At 45.4% G+C, this 17,145-nt stretch carries 14 protein-coding genes; 12 read left to right on the forward strand and 2 right to left on the reverse strand.

Features of this window, described 5'->3' with window-relative positions; genetic code table 11:
• Window positions 1-28 precede the first annotated feature (28 nt).
• From smpB to Q0380_RS10255, 8 genes are all read left to right on the forward strand, one after another.
• Window positions 29-493, forward strand: a complete 465-nt coding sequence (gene smpB, locus Q0380_RS10220; RefSeq protein ID WP_177386608.1) for an SsrA-binding protein SmpB — start codon at window positions 29-31, stop codon at window positions 491-493.
• Window positions 494-548: 55 nt separating this feature from the next.
• Window positions 549-1,247 carry a TlpA family protein disulfide reductase gene (locus Q0380_RS10225; RefSeq protein WP_298963400.1) on the forward strand — a complete coding sequence of 233 codons (699 nt, stop codon included), beginning with the start codon at window positions 549-551 and terminating at the stop codon, window positions 1,245-1,247.
• A complete protein-coding gene (locus tag Q0380_RS10230) occupies window positions 1,237-1,542 on the forward strand; it encodes an ATP-dependent Clp protease adaptor ClpS (protein WP_291936640.1) in 306 nt (101 codons plus the stop codon). Before Q0380_RS10225 ends, Q0380_RS10230 begins: the two co-directional genes overlap by 11 nt.
• Before the next feature lie 15 nt (window positions 1,543-1,557).
• Window positions 1,558-3,939 carry an AAA family ATPase gene (locus Q0380_RS10235; RefSeq protein ID WP_298963403.1) on the forward strand — a complete coding sequence of 794 codons (2,382 nt, stop codon included), beginning with the start codon at window positions 1,558-1,560 and terminating at the stop codon, window positions 3,937-3,939.
• Window positions 3,939-4,622 carry a leucyl/phenylalanyl-tRNA--protein transferase gene (gene aat / locus Q0380_RS10240; protein WP_297943152.1) on the forward strand — a complete coding sequence of 228 codons (684 nt, stop codon included), beginning with the start codon at window positions 3,939-3,941 and terminating at the stop codon, window positions 4,620-4,622. Before Q0380_RS10235 ends, aat begins: the two co-directional genes overlap by 1 nt.
• Before the next feature lie 62 nt (window positions 4,623-4,684).
• Entirely contained in the window at window positions 4,685-6,505 is a 1,821-nt protein-coding gene (locus Q0380_RS10245) for a penicillin-binding protein 2 (RefSeq protein ID WP_298963406.1), read from the forward strand.
• Window positions 6,506-6,913: 408 nt separating this feature from the next.
• Window positions 6,914-8,149, forward strand: coding sequence for a nucleotide sugar dehydrogenase (locus Q0380_RS10250; protein ID WP_298963409.1), 1,236 nt, complete (start codon window positions 6,914-6,916; stop codon window positions 8,147-8,149).
• 56 nt (window positions 8,150-8,205) lie between these two features.
• On the forward strand, window positions 8,206-9,147 hold the full coding sequence (locus Q0380_RS10255; RefSeq protein ID WP_298963413.1) for a hypothetical protein: 942 nt from the start codon (window positions 8,206-8,208) through the stop codon (window positions 9,145-9,147).
• A gap of 287 nt (window positions 9,148-9,434) precedes the next feature.
• Here Q0380_RS10255 and hemH read toward each other — a convergent pair whose 3' ends face one another.
• Together hemH and Q0380_RS10265 are read right to left on the reverse strand one after the other, a co-directional pair.
• On the reverse strand, window positions 9,435-10,502 hold the full coding sequence (gene hemH / locus Q0380_RS10260) for a ferrochelatase (RefSeq protein WP_298963416.1): 1,068 nt from the start codon (window positions 10,500-10,502) through the stop codon (window positions 9,435-9,437).
• Window positions 10,499-11,371: a Gfo/Idh/MocA family oxidoreductase gene (locus Q0380_RS10265; RefSeq protein ID WP_298963419.1), complete on the reverse strand. Its 873-nt coding sequence runs from the start codon at window positions 11,369-11,371 to the stop codon at window positions 10,499-10,501. Before Q0380_RS10265 ends, hemH begins: the two co-directional genes overlap by 4 nt.
• 121 nt (window positions 11,372-11,492) lie before the next feature.
• Here Q0380_RS10265 and alaS point away from each other — a divergent pair, with 121 nt between their 5' ends.
• The 4 genes from alaS to Q0380_RS10285 are packed head-to-tail and all read left to right on the forward strand — an operon-like array spanning window position 11,493 to window position 16,991.
• Window positions 11,493-14,036 carry an alanine--tRNA ligase gene (gene alaS / locus Q0380_RS10270; RefSeq protein ID WP_298963420.1) on the forward strand — a complete coding sequence of 848 codons (2,544 nt, stop codon included), beginning with the start codon at window positions 11,493-11,495 and terminating at the stop codon, window positions 14,034-14,036.
• A complete protein-coding gene (locus Q0380_RS10275; RefSeq protein ID WP_298963422.1) occupies window positions 14,033-14,542 on the forward strand; it encodes a hypothetical protein in 510 nt (169 codons plus the stop codon). Before alaS ends, Q0380_RS10275 begins: the two co-directional genes overlap by 4 nt.
• Window positions 14,542-15,087: a septum formation inhibitor Maf gene (maf, locus tag Q0380_RS10280; RefSeq protein WP_298963425.1), complete on the forward strand. Its 546-nt coding sequence runs from the start codon at window positions 14,542-14,544 to the stop codon at window positions 15,085-15,087. The genes Q0380_RS10275 and maf overlap by 1 nt, the downstream gene beginning before the upstream one ends.
• The gene (locus Q0380_RS10285) at window positions 15,081-16,991 is read left to right on the forward strand and encodes a transglycosylase domain-containing protein (RefSeq protein WP_298963426.1); all 1,911 of its coding nucleotides are present in this window, start codon (window positions 15,081-15,083) and stop codon (window positions 16,989-16,991) included. The genes maf and Q0380_RS10285 overlap by 7 nt, the downstream gene beginning before the upstream one ends.
• Window positions 16,992-17,145 lie beyond the last annotated feature (154 nt).

A 17,145-nucleotide genomic window follows, 5' to 3' on the forward strand; every position in this document is an offset into this window, starting at 1 on the left:
GCTTAGGGTCAAATTTAGAAGGAAAAAGATGAAAGAACTGAGTAAAAATCGCAAGGCATTTCACGATTTTACGATACTTGAAAGCTTTGAAGCGGGCATCGTGCTAAAGGGCAGCGAGGTCAAAGCTCTGCGCGCGGGTAGGGGCAATCTCAAAGATAGCTTTTGTCGCGTGATCCGCGGCGAGCTGTTTTTGCTAAACGCGCATATCAGCTATCTTGAAAGCACCAACGCCCATTTTCGTCCCGATGAAGGGGCGGCGCGAAAGCTTTTGATGCACCGAAAGCAGATCGACAAACTGCTTGGCGCGGTTAGCAAAGAGGGCCTTACCATCGTGGTTTTGTCGCTGTATCTGAATGATAAAAACCGCGTAAAGGCGCGCATCGCTTTGGCTAGTGGCAAAAATCTGCACGATAAGCGCGAATCGCTAAAGCGCAAGGAAGCCGACCGCGAAGCGCAAAGCGCGATGAAGCGATACGACAAGCATTCATTTTAAATTCACAAAACTTTGGTTAAAATGCGGGCTTAAATTTAAACCCGAAGGAAATGCAATGAAGAAATTTTTACTATCATGTTTGACAATTTTTGTTTTAAGTGGCTGCGGAGATGATTCGCAGAAAAAGACGGGCTCTGCTGGCGAGAATCCTGCCGCGAGCGAGAATCAGATGGCAAAAAATTCCGCTCAAGATAAAAATGGCGAGCGTATTGGCGGAGAAAGTGGCGAGGAGGTAGCTTTTACGCCGTTTAAAACGGGCGAACGATTTACGCTTAAAAGCGTCGTAGGCGGTGAGGTAACGATCGAGCGCACAGAAAAGGGCTTTAAGCTTGCGGACAGCGATAAAATTTTAATGTTTGATATTTTTGGTACATACTGTCAGCCGTGCCGCATCGAAGCGCCGCATCTGATGGACTTTCAGCTAAAAAATTCCGCGGATTTTCTGATGGTCGGCTTGATTTATTTTGAGGATATTACCGATGCGCAGGTGATCGAAAATTTTACGAAAAAGTTCAATGCGTATTATTTCATCTCCAATTCGAAACAAAACGAGCGTATAGTGGGTCAAATTTTAAGCGACATCGGTTATCGCCATGCGCTTTCGATCCCTTTTAAAGTAGTACTTAAAGACGGAAAATATCAAAGGCTTACCGACATTAACGAGGGTGATGAGCGGGGCAAGCCGTATTACTTAGGCATGGTCGATACTGATGTGATAAAAAGCGATATCGCCAGGATAAAAAATGGCAACTAAAACCGGTGTGCAGATTCACACTCGCGCCAAAACAAAATCTTTCGTGCCTCGTCCGTATAAGGTGATTTTGCTAAACGACGACGTGACGACGATGGATTTCGTGGTTTATATTTTGATGGAGATTTTCGCCAAAAACTTTAACGACGCCGTAGATTTAATGATGAAAGTTCATAAGCAGGGTCGCGCGGTTTGCGGCGCGTATCCTAAAGAGATAGCCGAGTGCAAGCAACAAGCGGTTTTACAAGCGGCAAAGGCCGCAGGATTCCCTCTTAGATGTGAGATCGAAGAGGATTAAATTTAAAGGAAAGCAATGATAGGATTTTTTTTAAACAAACATTTTGAACAAGCAATCAGCGTCGCAAACGACGGCGAGGACGAATATATCACCACTTCGCACGTAGTTTACGCGATTTTTAAATACAATAAGCCCTTTCACGGGCTCATCGCCAAAGAAATTCCGGATATTAACTACCTAAATATCTTGGATAATCTGGGCGGGCTTTTGGATATGATGCCTAAATCAAGCGGCAAGGATCCGGCGCAGACGATAGAATTTAAGCAGTTCTATACTGAATTAAATAATGCCAAAGAGCCTAAAAACGAGCTTGATTTTATGCTTAAAATTTTAAATGATAAGGAAAACGACTGCACTAAAATTTTAAATCACTACGGTATCAATGCCGCGATTTTTGAGCTTATCGTGCGAAAGTACAAATCTGCTTTCGATCACCGCGATGAGGTCGTTTCTCGCGACGAAGCCGCAGCGATTAAGCTAAACTCATACGATATCGATGATATCACGCATGCGATGAATTACGACGAAAGTCGCAGGCAGTGGCAGAATACGGAATTTGAGCCTGCGTTTGAGGGCGAAAAGGACGCCATAAACGAGCGCGATATTAAAAAAGACTCGCCTAGCTCACTTTATACAGCGAATCTCAATAAAATTGCGCTTGAGGGTAAGATCGATCCACTCATCGGACGCGAAAAAGAGATCGAAAAGACGCTGCAAACCCTCTGTCGCCGCAAGAAAAACAATCCTATCTTAGTGGGCGAAGCAGGAGTTGGTAAAACAGCGATCATCGAGGGTATCGCGCTAAAAATCGTCCTCGGCGAAGTGCCAGAAAAGCTAAAAAACAAGGTGATTTACGCCCTTGATGCTGGCGCGCTAATCGCAGGTACTACGCTGCGCGGGGAGTTTGAGGAGAGGCTAAAGGATCTCATAGACGAGTTTAGCGCCAATCAAAACGCGATTTTATTTATCGATGAAATTCACACGATCGTTGGCGCAGGCACGGGCAATCGCAACGAGCTTGATATGTCAAATATCCTAAAACCTTCGCTTGCAAGCGGCGAGCTATCGGTCATCGGCGCTACTACATACGGCGAATACCGCTCGTTTTCGCAGGATAAAGCGCTTAGCCGCAGGTTTTGCAAGATCGATGTAAGCGAGCCTAGCATTGACGATAGCGTCGAAATTTTAAAAGGCGTAGCCAAAAAATATGAGGAATTTCACGGCGTGAAATTTAGCGACGAAATTTTGCGTGATAGCGTAACGCTTGCTAAAAAATATCAAAGCGATAAATTCCTTCCCGATAGCGCCATTGATCTCATCGACGAGGTGGGCGCTAGCTTTGCATTTAAGCCGCACGAAGCTCCGCTTGAAATCAGCAAGGACGATTTAGTAAATACGCTTTCGATTAGCGCAAATATCGCAAATTTAAGTAGTAGTGTCGATAATAAACAGGTACTAAAAAATCTGGAAGCCAATATCAAGCGCGAAATTTTCGGTCAAGACGAGGCGGTTAGCAGCCTTTGCAAGGCGCTTTTGCGCTCTTACGCCGGGCTTGGAGGCGCAAGCTCCCCAATCGGCGTATTTTTATTTGCAGGTAGCAGCGGTGTGGGCAAAAGTGAGCTAGCCAAGGTCTTAGCCGCGCAGCTTGGAGTGCATTTTGAGCGCTATGATATGAGCGAATATATGGAAGCTCACAGCGTCTCTAGGCTCATCGGAGCACCTCCTGGATACGTGGGCTTTGAAAATGGCGGAATTTTAACGAATAACATTAAAAAGCACCCCTACAGCGTCATTTTATTTGATGAGGTAGAAAAAGCTCATCCTAGCATGACGAATATTTTTTTAGGAATTTTCGATAACGCAAGTCTTACCGATAACAACGGCGTTATGACCGATTTTAAAAATACTATCATAATAATGACGTCGAATTTAGGCACGAAAGAAGCGCCGCAAGTTGGATTTACGAAGGACGAGAGCTATAAAGTAGATAGCGCCATAAAAAGCTTCTTTGCGCCGGAATTTCGCAACCGCATCGATAAAATCATAAATTTTAACCGCTTAAGCGGCGAAATTTTAGAAAAGATCGTGGATAAAACTATCGGTGAGCTGGAGTCGCAGCTAAAGAACGTAAAGATTAGTCTAAACAAGGAAGCAAAAGATTTGATTATCTCACGTGGCTATTCAGACGAGTTTGGAGCGCGAAATTTAAAGCGCGAGATCAGCTCTCAGATCAGCGATCATATAAGCGGCGAGCTGCTTTTTGGCGCGCTGCAAGAGGGCGGCTTGGTTAGCGTGAGCGTAAAAGATGGCGAGCTAAGCTTTAGCTTTGCTTCTACGCCTTTGTCGCAGATAGAAAAAAAGCAACCCGCACTAGCTCAAAGCAGTGTCGTTAAATAATGGCTCGGTTTTACGATTTTCCAGATCCTATGGATGCGCCCGATTTTGCGCCGCTTGCAAGTGGTGGCGATCTGAGCGAGGATTGCTTGCTTAGTGCTTATAGTGCAGGGATATTTCCGTGGTTTAACGAGGATGAGCCGATTTTATGGTGGTCGCCCGATCCGCGTGCAGTGCTTGATCCGTGCGAAGTGCGTGTGCAAAAGTCCATTAAGCCCTATCTTAAGCGATATGAAGTGAAATTTGACGCGAATTTTAAGGGCTTCATCGAGCGCTGCAAAGACGTACGAAAAAAAGAGAGCGACGGCACGTGGATCAGCGAGCAGATCGTGCAGGCTTACTCGCGTTTGGCAGCAGACGGTTACGCTCACAGCGTCGAGGCGTACGAGGACGGCGAGCTTGTGGGTGGGCTATACGGACTAATTTTTGGGCGTGTGTTTTGCGGCGAGAGTATGCTGAGCCTAAAGAGCAATGCTTCGAAAGTTGCGCTGATTAGGCTTTGTGAGGTGCTTGCAAATTTCGGCTTTCTAATCGATTGTCAGATTATGAACGAGCATCTGAAATTTATGGGTGCTAAAGAGATGCCGCGAGCGGAATTCCTCGCTCTATTTGCTGAGCTTAGTGCGCAAGATAGCGGCTTTGAGCGCTTTGCGGATCTTAAAGTTCCGCGCGGAGCGCAGCATTGAGTCAAAGCTTGAAATGCAGCAGCGTAAAAAATACGCGGAATTTAGAATTTTAAAGAAATAAGATGTGGCAAAGAGATAAAAGCTCCTCGGTCGGTATGATTATCGTGATGTTTATATTCGTGCCGGCGGCGCTTTTTGTATTTTTGGCGATTTTATATTTTTGGGGCAGCACTGAGCGCAAGCTACCGCGCCTGGATGTCAATGAAACCAACAGCGCGATCCGCGGCGCGATAATCGCAGAGGATAACTACGTCGCGGCAAATTCCGTCAAACTCTACAAAGTTAGCGTCGATGCGCGCAGCATCGATAAAAACAAGCTTGATCTTTTCGTACGGCTATACTGCATCTACACGGGCGATAGTGAAAAGCGCGTCAAAAGCGCGATCGAGGGCTCTGGCGGCACGACCGTGCTGTCGTATAAAATCGACGCCAAAACCGCCGTGCATCTAAAAGAGCTTGCGTATAAGCTAAATTTAAAAAAGGTATTCGTTAGCTTCATAGGCTCAAACGGCAGGCTAAATCCGCCTATCCGCATGAGCGTGAGCGAAAGCGGCGAGAAGCGCAGCTACAATGTCGGTGATTCGCTCACTCCGTTAATTGGCTATATCAATAAAAAAGAGGTTGATGGTATCACCAAGGTTAGCGGCATCAAAGGGATCGAGAAGTACTATGAGTATTATCTAGCGCCGGTTAGAGATGAGTTTATCGTGGGCCCGCGCGATATCGGCGGCAACATCATTCTAGAGCGCAGCAGCAAAAAAACGGGCAGGATCGACGGCTATAATGTCCGCCTAAGCGTGCCGCTAACGCTGCAAAGAAAGATAGAGCGCCTAAGCGATGAGGGCGCTGATAATTACGATGCGCGAGAAATCGTTGTGGGCATTATGAACTCCAAAACGGGCAAAATTTTATCCCTCGCGACCAATGCCCGCTATGATCCCTCAAATATAACAAAAAACGATCTTAAGAATTTAAATTTTACCGCGAGCGAATACGCCTACGAAGTGGGCTCGATTATGAAGCCGATAATTTTCGCAATTGCCTACGACGCCAAAGCCGTCAAACCGGGCGAGATCATCAATACCTATAACGGCAGCTATAAGCTTGGTACTCGCACGATCCGCGACACGCACCCGGCTAAGCAGATGAGCGGCGAGGAGATCATCATCCACAGCTCAAATATTGGAATGATTAAAATTTCAGAGCGGCTGGAGGGGCAGGCTATTTATGATGGGCTTATGAATTTTGGTATGTCGCAAAAAACGGGTATCGATCTGCCATATGAGCAAAGCGGAAATATACCTAGTATCAAAAGCCTGAATAATAAAATTTACAAAGCCACGATCAGCTACGGCTACGGCGCGCAGATGACTTTCCTTCAGATGCTCAATGCCTATACCGTCTTTAACAACGGCGGCGTCATGATTAGCCCGCGCCTAGTCGAAAATCTAGAAAATAACGGCAAAACTTACATCGTCAACGAAAGCGAAACCCGCCAGGTAATCTCTAAACCTACAGCTGACGTAATCAAAGGAATTTTAATCAAGACAGTCGAGAGCGGCACTGGGCGCAAGGGTCGAGTAGCGGGGCTGCAAATCGGCGGTAAGACGGGCACTGCGCGTATCGCTAAGGGAGGCGGCTATTCGAGCGCCTATAACAGCTCGTTTTTCGGCTTTGCCAACGACGCAGATACCAGCTACACGATCGGCGTTTTGGTGCGCGAGCCTAAAAGGGGCAGCTATTACGCTGCTCAAAACGCGCTGCCGATCTTTAAGCGGGCAGTGGGAATTTTGATAGAGGAGGGCTATCTAAAGCCCGCAGCCGACGCAAACGCTACGCAAAAGGTCGAGATCAAGGATGAAGCAGTTGAAATTAAAGATTAAATTTGCTAAATTTCGCGAGGTTTTTTGAAATTTTACAGCGTTTAAATTTCGCGGAATTCGGTGCGGCTTCGTAAGGCTTGGCGACGTTTAAATTCTACGGCGCGGAATTTTGGCGGGATAGAATTTCGTGGCGTAAATTTTAACGGCACGAAGATGGAATTTTATCGCGATGTGGGATTCGGTGCGGCGTAAAATTCCGTATCAAGGCAAAATTTTAAATTTGCCGTTGCGCAAATAATGCAAGCAAAATGGCGAGTGAGCTTATAGCTTTAAATTTTTAAGACGCAGCGCTATGAATTCGCGCCGTATGTCTGCGCGGGTATGAAATTTAGCGAGTTTGGCTGCGGAATTTAACGATGAAATTTAACGCAAAGAAAAGAGGAAAACATGAAAGCAAATGAGGGAAAAATGAAAATAGCGATAATCGGGCTTGGCTACGTTGGGCTTCCTTTAGCGGCGGCGTTTGCCGCGAAACACGAGGTCGTGGGCTTTGACGTCTCGCAAGAGCGCATAGACGAGCTGCGCGGCGGGCACGATCGCACGCTGGAGCTTAGCGACGAGGAGCTTGCTGCGGCGATTCAAAACGGGCTTAAATTTAGCGCAAATCTAGATGATATGAGGCAGAGCAATTTTTATATCGTGTGCGTGCCGACGCCCGTAGATAGGCTAAATCGCCCCGATCTTACGCCGCTAATCAAAGCTAGCGAAAGCGTCGGAGCCGTGCTTAAAAAGGGCGACATCGTCGTGTATGAAAGCACCGTCTATCCGGGCGCTACGGAGGAGGACTGCGTACCGGTTTTAGAGCGAGTCAGCGGGCTTAAATTTAACCGCGATTTTTTCTGCGGATATTCGCCCGAGCGGATCAATCCGGGCGATAAAATTCACACCGTCACGAAGATCAAAAAGATCGTCTCGGCAAGCACCCAGGAGGCTTTGGATGTCGTAGATAGCGTCTATCTTAGCATCCTGCAAAACGGCACCTTTCGCGCTAGCAGCATCAAGGTCGCCGAGGCCGCGAAGGTGATCGAAAACACCCAGCGCGACATCAATATCGGCTTTATCAACGAGCTTGCGATCCTGTTCGGCAAGCTCGGTATCAATACCAACGACGTCATCGACGCGGCGGCTACGAAGTGGAATTTCTTAAGCTTCCGTCCGGGCCTCGTGGGCGGACACTGCATCGGCATCGATCCGTATTATCTGGCGCAGAAGGCGACCGAGGTGGGCTATCACCCCGAAATCATCCTCTCAAGCCGCCGCATTAACGATAATATGGGAAGCTACGTCGCTACGGAGGTCGTCAAGATGATGATAAAATACGACGAAAAGGTAAAGGGCGCAAAGGTCTTGATCCTAGGACTTACGTTTAAAGAAAACTGCCCCGACACCCGCAATACGCGCGTCGTGGATATGATAAACGAGCTTAAAAATTTCGGCTGCGAAGTAAGCGTCTATGATCCTTGGGCTAGCGCCGCCGACGCCAAGAGATACTACGACATCGATCTGCTGCAAAAGCCTGATTTGCGTAAATTCGACTGCGTCGTAATCGCCGTGGCGCATAAGCAATTTTTCGAGCTTGATTACACGGGCTCGCTGGTTTACGACGTGAAAAACGTCTATAAAGGCGCGCAAGGAAAGCTCTGAGATTTGCTTGGGGTTTAAATTTAGACTTCTAAATCAGTAGCTTAGCGGGGATAAGGATGAATGAAGCAAGGCTCAAAGAGCTAAAGAAAATTCTAAACGAACGGCATCAAAATTTAGAGCAAGGTTTGCAAGAAGATTTTAATGCTCAAAATTTTGATGCTTCAAAATCCGTTAGCTCAAATTTAAATGCTTCAAATTTTAATGCCTTGGATTTAAACAGTACAAATTCTAAAGCTTTAAATTCTAACGATCAAAATTCAGATAAACTAAATTTAAACGTAGAATGCTGTAGAAAATTTCAAAATTCAAATTCCGATGATGCCGCTTCTAATAAAAATTCTAAAACTGGGGCTAGAGACTACGACAAAGATCCGATAGTTATAAAAAATTACAACATTATGCACTTGCAGTTTTATATCATCATAGCAATCATTATTCCGTCTATTTTCATAAAAATTTTATATAACAAAGGTTTGATAGATTTATATTATGGCGGTAGAACATATTTGCTATATAATCAAAATTCAATTTTTATTTTAAGTGTTTTATTTTTGTGCCTGTTCGCCTTGTATTGCTATTTTGCAAAAGAAAATGATATTATTATCAACAATTCGCACATAACATATTTTAAAAACATATCAAGCGGGTTGGAAATTTTTAAAATAAACAATGATAATTTTATCAAGGAAAACTATAAATTGAAAATAAATGTTTTATGTTTTATTTTGTGTTTGATTTCCCTATTGTCAGGTTTTGGCTATCAAGAAATTATTTTTATCGTTTCTATACTTGTCGTTAGATTTTTGCCAATATTCCTTTTTTCGATACTCCAAAATAAAAAATTTGAATTTTATAATCCAGGATATTTATGCATTAAAACAAGAACCGGAAAACAGATAGTTCCTTTGGTTTCAAAAAAAGATACAAAAGAGGTAAGAGAATATTTTTTAAATAAGCTTAATATCGATATTATTGATAAAGTAAATTATTTTATGTAATCAAATTTTAATAAAGGAGATGTAGATGAGTAGAGAAAGCGTTGATAAAATGGGCACCTATTACAGGTAGTCTTAAATTGTTATAAGAATATTTTTCTGATTTGCCAAAAAATGTTAGAGATTAATTTTGATTTAAAGTATTTTCAAAATAAATATGGCGATATAATAAGCGGAGATTGTTTAAAAAAAGATAAAATTTCGCCGATTTTATCGGCATTGTATTAGGCTTGCAAACTCCGCAAAAGTATAAAAAATTCGAATAGAAAAGTTAAATTTAATTCCTAAATTTACAGCGCTTGCGCGAGTATAAATTTCGCAAAATCCTCGCGGGAGTTCGGGCATTTGCACACTTCGTAGTATTCGTAACCCAGCTCGCGCGCCTGGGCCCTATAAAAAATATCCAGCTCGAAATCGGTCTCGGAGTTATCCACACAAAACGCGATCGGGAATATCAGCGCTTTTTTGCTCTGCAGATCTCGCAAGACGTCCGCGATATTGGGCTCTAGCCACTTTACGGGGCCAAGGCGCGATTGATACGCCAAAATAATCTCTTTAAATTTAATCCCGCGCGTAGCCAACAGATCTTTTAAAATTTTTACGTGTGCCTCTACCTGTGCCTCGTAAGGATCGCCCGCGGTGATCATTTTTACCGGCAGCGAATGCGCAGAAAATATAAGCGAAATTTGCGAAATTTCATCCGCGCTAAATTTTGCGACGCATCCGGCAATTAAATTTAGTAAAATTTCGTTGTAAGCGGCGATGTCGTAGAAGATGTCAATGGTTTTATAATTTTTTGTACCGAGCCGTTTAAGTGCTGCCTCGGCAGAACACAGGCTCGATTGCACCGTCGTTTTTGAGAAGTGCGGATACAAAGGCATCAAAATTATCTCGTCAAAATCCGCATATTTTTTAAGCACGTCCTCCGCAAAGGGCGGCGTGTAATTCATCGCATAATCGCAAACCAGCTCGTCTATTGGTTTTTCATCCTGCGGCGCTTCATTTTGCAGCACCTCGCTCTGTGTCGGGATGCTCTGCGGCGGCTCATTCGCGGCGCCCGCATCCGCTGCATTTTCAAATTTTAATCCCGCGCCTAATTTTGCTCGCGCGAGTAAATTTACCCGCTCGCAAAGCGCTTCGGTGATGGAGCATATCGGCGAGCGCCCGCCCAATTTTTCGTAGTTGCTGCGCGCCGCCGCCGCTCTACTTTTTACAATGAGTGAGGCTAAAACGCTACGCCAAAAATCGCTCTTAACGCTCAAAATAAAGGGGTCGTTAAACATATTTTTTAAAAAAACTTCAACCTCGCTCAGATTGTTCGGACCGCCCATGTTGAGTAAAATTAGGGCTTTTTTCATGAGATGATTTCTCTGATTTTTATCGCATCCTCTACGCTTGCAAGACCTGCGTTAGTGCTGCTGTCGCACATCGCGCAAAACGCTTCGTGTTCGCGGCGTAGCGAAAAATCGTCGCGATCGACGCGCAGATTTACGCGCCCGTCAGGCGTAATTTTAAAAAGAGTTATTGAGATTAGATCGCCGAAATACACACCGCTGTCGGTGCAAATCTCTATACCGTGGCGCCTGATCGGATAGAGATTGGACTGCATTAGCGTGCAATAGCAGCCGCTTTTTGTGTGAAGCGTCGCGCATGCGGCTAGAGTGCGCTCTTTAGAGATATTTTTGCTAAGTTCTATGCAGGCGATCTCGCTGTGAGAAAGCAGCCGCACAAGATCGATATCTCTAAAAAGGGCATTGGCGACGATATCCGCTCTATCGTCGTTTGCAAAGCCGCTTACGAAGCTCATCGAAAAAATTTTATCCCCCTTGGCAAGCTCGCGTAGCAAGGATACGATGACAGGATTGTAGCGGTCGGAGTAGCCTACGGCTAGGCGTGTACCGTTAGTGGTGACTGCGTAGTTTATCTCTCTAGCTTCGGCTAGGCTTTGTGCGAGTGGGGATTCTACAAAGATATTTTTGGTAAACGGCAGGCATTTTAAAATCAGCTCTTTATGCGATGGCGGGGGAGCCGTAATGACCACCGCATCGGGCTTAGCGGTATTAAAAAGATCGGTTAGATTATCAAAGATCGGATAGCGCGGGCCGAAATTTTCACTGCTGCCCTTATGATAAAGTGCTACAAGCTCGAAATAATCGCTCCTTCTTAGCTCGCTGAAGTGCTTTTGACCAAGCTCGCCCATGCCTATGATCGCTATCTTTTTTTTCATCGCCATGCCCTAAATTTAATCTTTCGCGCCATTATAACTAAGAATGGTTAAAATTTATAATTTTTAAAATCTAATTTAGCTAAAATGCACCTTTAAAATTTAACTTGAAATAGGACAAATCATGGATATTAGAAGCGAATATTTAAATTTCTTTGCAAGCAAGGGGCATCAGATCATTCCTAGTGCGCCGCTGGTGCCAGATGATGATAGCTTGCTGTTTACAAACGCGGGCATGGTGCCGTTTAAAAGCATATTTACAGGAGCCGTTCCGCGCCCGATCCCGCCTATCCGCACGAGCTGTCAGACCTGCATCCGCGCGGGTGGCAAGCACAACGACCTAGACAACGTCGGCTATACCGCGCGCCACCATACGTTTTTTGAGATGCTTGGAAATTTCAGCTTCGGCGAGTATTTCAAAGAGCAGGCGATTGCCTATGCGTGGGAGTTTATCACTGAAATTTTAAAGCTTCCAAAAGACAAACTCTACGTCACTGTGCACGAAAAGGACGATGAGGCGTTTGGGTTCTGGGCGCGCCACATAGCGCAGGAGCGCATATATCGCTTCGGCGATCACGATAATTTTTGGGCGATGGGCGATACCGGGCCATGCGGGCCGTGCAGCGAAATTTTTTACGATCAGGGTGAGGAGCATTTTCACTCGCCCGAGGATTATATGGGCGGCGACGGCGACCGCTTTTTAGAGATTTGGAATTTAGTTTTCATGCAGTACGAGCGTAGCAAAGACGGCAAGCTTAGCCCGCTTCCAAAGCCTAGCATAGACACGGGCATGGGGCTTGAGCGCGTCACAGCGATTAAAGAAGGCAAGTTTAGCAACTACGACAGCTCGCTTTTCATGCCACTAATTGATGAGGTTGCAAAGCTTTGCGGCAAACCTTACGTTTATGAAAGCGGCGCGAGCTATCGCGTCATCGCCGATCATATCCGCTCGGTTACGTTTTTGCTAGCACAGGGAACGAATTTTAATCGCGAGGGTAGAGGATATGTTTTGCGTAGAATTCTGCGCCGTGCCGTTCGCCACGGCTATTTGCTCGGTATAAAAGAGCCCTTTATGTATCGCCTCGTGGATAAAGTATGCGAGCTGATGGGCGGGCACTATGCCTATCTGAACGAGAAAAAGCAAGCCGTAAAGGAGCAGATTAAACTCGAAGAGGAGCGGTTTTTCGCCACTTTGGCAAACGGCATCGAGCTTTTTAACGAGGAGCTTGCGCGCACTAAAGAAGTTTTTAGCGGCGAGGTCGCGTTTAAACTATACGATACCTACGGCTTTCCGCTCGATCTGACCGCCGATATGCTGCGCGAGAAAAATTTGCGCGTGGATGAAGCTAAATTTGACGCGCTTATGAGCGAGCAAAGGCAGATAGCTAAAGCCGCATGGAAGGGCAGTGGCGATAAAAACGTCCGTGGCGATTTTAAGGCACTGCTAGAGAAATTTGGTGAGAATAAATTTAGCGGTTACGAAGAGCTTAGCCGCACGAGCAAGGTTTTAGCGCTGCTTAACGAGGATTTTGCGGAAGTGGATGAGCTCAAAGCCGGCGATATCGGCTGGGCGATGTTTGATGTCACTCCGTTTTATGCACAAAGTGGCGGTCAGACTGGCGATAGCGGCGAAGTGGAGTCCATAGCCGATGTGTTTGATACGCAGAAATTTTATGGGTTAAATTTGTCCCACTTGCGCCTTAATCGTAACCTGAAAATCGGCGATATCGTCGGGCTTAAGGTTTCTGAGGAGCGTGAGCAGATTGCACGTCATCACAGCGCGACGCACCTTTTACACGCGGTGCTTCGTGCGGTGCTAGGGGCTCATATCGCTCAAGCAGGAAGCTTAGTCGAAGCAGACCGCTTAAGATTTGACTTCTCGCATCCTAAGGCACTTAGCGACGAGGAGCTAGCTAAAATCGAGGAATTTGTAAATAACGCCGTTTGCAAGGGCTGTGCGGCAAAAACTGAGATTATGGATATAGATGATGCTAAAAACAGCGGCGCGATTGCGCTTTTTGGCGAAAAATATGGCTCAAAAGTGCGCGTTGTGAGCTTCGGAGAGATTAGTAAGGAGCTTTGCGGCGGAATTCACGTGCGTAATTTAAGCGAAATAGGGTCGTTTTTTATCGTCAAAGAAAGCGGCGTAAGTGCGGGCGTTAGGCGTATCGAGGCAGTTTGTTCGCGCGCGGCTTTAAATTTGGCGCTTCAAAATCGCGCTAAGCTTGCTGAAATTTCTGCGGAGCTAAAAGGGATTGAGCCTCTCCGCGCGATTGAGAAATTAAAAGATGAGATCAGATCGCTAAAAGATCAGATCAAGCATGCAAGCAGTTCTCATGCACTGGCTTTTCTAAATATCGGTGATACCAAACTTTGCGTAGCCTCAGTCGAAAGCGGTGATATAAAAACTATGATAGATGAGTTTAAAAATAGCCACGAAAAGGCGGCGATAATGCTGATGCAAGTAGACACCGACGGCAAAATTTCAATCGCAGCAGGTGTTAAAAACGCGCCGATTAAAGCTGGCGAGTGGGTTAAGCTCGCGGCGCAAATTTTAGGCGGTGGCGGCGGCGGACGCGATGATTTTGCGACCGCAGGCGGCAGGGACGTGCTAAAAATCGAAGAAGCGATCAAAGAGGCGATCTCTTACGCAAAAGGTAAAATTTGAACGAAATCGATACCGGCTTCATCAAAGCCTCGCAAATTTTGCCGCTGATTCACATTTTAAGCGTGATTTTTTTGGTCTGCGCGCAGATCTGCGTATTTTTGATCGTGCGGATCTTTATGAATTTAAGCAGTAAAAGCCAAGTAGATGCGAAGGATATAAAATTTGCAGAAATTTTGCGATATATGAAACGCTATGAGCAGTTCTTTGCGCTATTTTTGGTGATCGTTTGCGTAAGTGGATTTTTTCTTGCGGATGGCGGAGGTTTTAAATTTTCAGATCCTATGGTAAAAGGCGCGATTGCGACGCTATGGGCTGGCGCCGGCTTTATACTACTAAATTTTATCTACATGCATTATAAAATTTTATCTTTGAAGCGAGCTTTGGATGCGGGAGATGAGCTTGAGGCGAATGAGCATTTAATCATCGTCGTTAAATATTTCATCCCGCTAAATATCGTAGTCACGCTGATTTGCGTTTATCTAGGCGTGACGGTGGGCGAGTTTTGATGATCTATTTAGCTTCCAGTTCGCCTACTAGAGCGCAAATTCTAAAGGATAACGGCGTAGAATTTACGCAAATTCCTTTTAATTTCGACGAAAGCGGCATTAGTAAGGACGATGCACGCACCTATGCTTACCGCGTTGTCTTGGCTAAGAAAACGCAGTTTTTTAAAATTTATAAAAATTATGATAGAGTGCTGTTTGCCGATAGCTCCGTGCTTGCCGGCGGTAAAATTTTAGGCAAGGCGCGGGATGAAGCGGACGCGTTAAGGATGCTGCGAGCTCAAAGCGGTGCTAGCTGCGCCGTTTATACTGCGATGATTTTTTGTAGTAAGGCGTTAGAGCTTTCGGCACTTAGCGTCGCAAGCTTTGAATTTGCGGAATTTACTGAAGCGGATTTAAAAGGCTATATCGCTAGCGGTGATTGGCGCGGCAAGGCGGGTGCGATGAGTATCGAGGGCTTTAATGAAAAATATATCAAAAGCTCGCGTGGGTCAAAATTCACGGCGATGGGGCTTGATCTGAAAATTTTAAAGAGGTTTGTATGGTAAGAGTTTTATTTAGTTTTATTACAGTTTGTGCGTTTGCCGCAGGCGGGATTTTTTTGTATTTTTACTCGCAAATCCGCTTGGAATCGGACTCGATCATCGATTATCATCCCGAGCTTACGACTAAAATTTATGATCGCAACGGTAATTTGATAGCCAACGTTTTCAATGAACAAAATAGAATTTACGTAAAATTCGACGAGATTCCAGGCCGCGTGATCGAGGCGCTCGTAGCTATCGAGGATACGGCGTTTTTCGAACACGGCGGCGTGAATGTCGAGGCGATTTTTAGGGCGATTATTAAGGACGTCAAAGCGATGAAATTCGTCGAAGGGGCTTCCACGATTACACAGCAGATCACGCGGAATTTAGTTCTTTCGAGCGAAAAGAAGCTTGATCGCAAGATCAAAGAAGCGATCCTATCGCTTAAGATAGAAAACGCCCTAAGTAAGGAACAAATTCTAGAGCGTTACTTCAACGAAGTATATTTCGGGCACGGATATTACGGCATCCGCACGGCGGCTTTAGGATATTTCAAAAAGGATTTGCAAGATTTAAGCCTTAAAGAGATCGCGATTTTAGTGGGCTTGCCGAAAGCTCCTAGCAGCTTCGATCCTACTAAGCACCTGGATTTGTCGCTTTCGCGCGCCAATAACGTGATTTATAGGATGCATGAGCTCGGCTGGATAAATAAGACCGAATATGAGCTTGCGATGAACGAGCAGCCTACGATCTACAACGAAACGCTCACGCAAAACGTAGCGCCGTATGCCGTAGATGAGATCATAAAAGAAGCCGAAAAAATTCTACCGGACGTCCGCACGGGCGGATACCGCATAGATACGAGCCTTGATCTAAAGGCGCAAGCGATGGCGCAAGAGGCATTAGTTTTCGGCTACAATGAAATTTTAAAGCGCAACAAAGACGCTAATGCAAGCAATGTAAATGGCGCTATGGTCGTCACGCATCCGCAAAATGGCGAAATTTTAGCCTTAGTAGGCGGCGTGGATTACTCGAAATCAAATTTCAATCGCGCCAGCCAATCCCAGCGCCAAACCGGCTCCAGCTTTAAGCCTTTTGTCTATCAAATCGCCCTTGATATGGGCTACTCGACGATGACCGAAGTTCCCGATATAGCTAGAGAATTCGACGATGGCAGCGATAAAACGTGGAAGCCGAAAAATTACGACAAGACTTACAGCGGCTACATCACGATCAAAGAAGCTTTAACTCGCTCGCGCAACCTTGCCTCGATCAATCTGATGCAATCTATTGGCGTTGATCGCGCGGTAAAAAAGCTTGGCGAGTTCGGCTTTAAAAACGTCCCGCCCGCTCTATCGGTGGCTATCGGCAGCTACGGAATTTCGCCGCTTGAATACTCCACAATGTATTCGATGTTTCCGGGGCTTGGAATTACAGCAAAATCAAAATTTATCGTTTCGATTACTGATAAGGACGGCAAAACTCGCTTTATAGAGCCTGAGCGACGTCGCGTGCTGCGCCCTGAACAGGCATATCTGATGACTACGCTGCTAAAAAATATCGTGCAGCGCGGCACCGGTACTCGCGCACGCGTACAGGGCATCGACATAGCAGGCAAAACAGGCACCTCAAACGATAGCATAGACGCGTGGTTTTGCGGCTTTACGCCCGATCTGCAGATCATCATCTGGTACGGCAATGACGATTATAAACCCATGCGAAAGGTCGAGGGTGGCGGGCGTACTGCAGCACCGGTATTTGCAAAATTTTTAGATGCCTATTTAAAAGAATATCCGCAAACCAGGCGCAATTTCACCGTCCCAGACGGCGTTTTTAGCCGCCAGTACAACGGCAAAGACGAGTATTACACTAAAATTTCGCCGCTTCCTAAACCTCGCGAAAGTAGCAGCGACGGATCATTGTAAATTTAGTTTAGGCGTAATTTAAATTATAGATTAGGAGTGTGCGAACGACGGATTTTGGTATTGGAATTTTATAAAGATTAAAAATAGTAAAGGCTCTTTTGGTAAAAATACCAACTTTAAAATTGTATAGTATAAAAAGATTGATTTATAATAA

Source organism: uncultured Campylobacter sp. (assembly GCF_937959485.1).
In the GTDB taxonomy this organism is placed as follows: domain Bacteria; phylum Campylobacterota; class Campylobacteria; order Campylobacterales; family Campylobacteraceae; genus Campylobacter_B.

Bases quoted from the DNA above. Each gene is read 5' to 3' on its own strand.
- Q0380_RS10265 (WP_298963419.1), bottom strand. From the start codon at position 11,371: ATGAAAAAAAAGATAGCGATCATAGGCATGGGCGAGCTTGGTCAAAAG.
- hemH (WP_298963416.1), bottom strand. From the start codon at position 10,502: ATGAAAAAAGCCCTAATTTTACTCAACATGGGCGGTCCGAACAATCTG.
- aat (WP_297943152.1), top strand. From the start codon at position 3,939: ATGGCTCGGTTTTACGATTTTCCAGATCCTATGGATGCGCCCGATTTT.
- maf (WP_298963425.1), top strand. From the start codon at position 14,542: ATGATCTATTTAGCTTCCAGTTCGCCTACTAGAGCGCAAATTCTAAAG.
- Q0380_RS10285 (WP_298963426.1), top strand. From the start codon at position 15,081: ATGGTAAGAGTTTTATTTAGTTTTATTACAGTTTGTGCGTTTGCCGCA.
- alaS (WP_298963420.1), top strand. From the start codon at position 11,493: ATGGATATTAGAAGCGAATATTTAAATTTCTTTGCAAGCAAGGGGCAT.
- Q0380_RS10245 (WP_298963406.1), top strand. From the start codon at position 4,685: ATGTGGCAAAGAGATAAAAGCTCCTCGGTCGGTATGATTATCGTGATG.
- Q0380_RS10235 (WP_298963403.1), top strand. From the start codon at position 1,558: ATGATAGGATTTTTTTTAAACAAACATTTTGAACAAGCAATCAGCGTC.
- Q0380_RS10230 (WP_291936640.1), top strand. From the start codon at position 1,237: ATGGCAACTAAAACCGGTGTGCAGATTCACACTCGCGCCAAAACAAAA.
- Q0380_RS10250 (WP_298963409.1), top strand. From the start codon at position 6,914: ATGAAAATAGCGATAATCGGGCTTGGCTACGTTGGGCTTCCTTTAGCG.
- smpB (WP_177386608.1), top strand. From the start codon at position 29: ATGAAAGAACTGAGTAAAAATCGCAAGGCATTTCACGATTTTACGATA.
- Q0380_RS10225 (WP_298963400.1), top strand. From the start codon at position 549: ATGAAGAAATTTTTACTATCATGTTTGACAATTTTTGTTTTAAGTGGC.
- Q0380_RS10255 (WP_298963413.1), top strand. From the start codon at position 8,206: ATGAATGAAGCAAGGCTCAAAGAGCTAAAGAAAATTCTAAACGAACGG.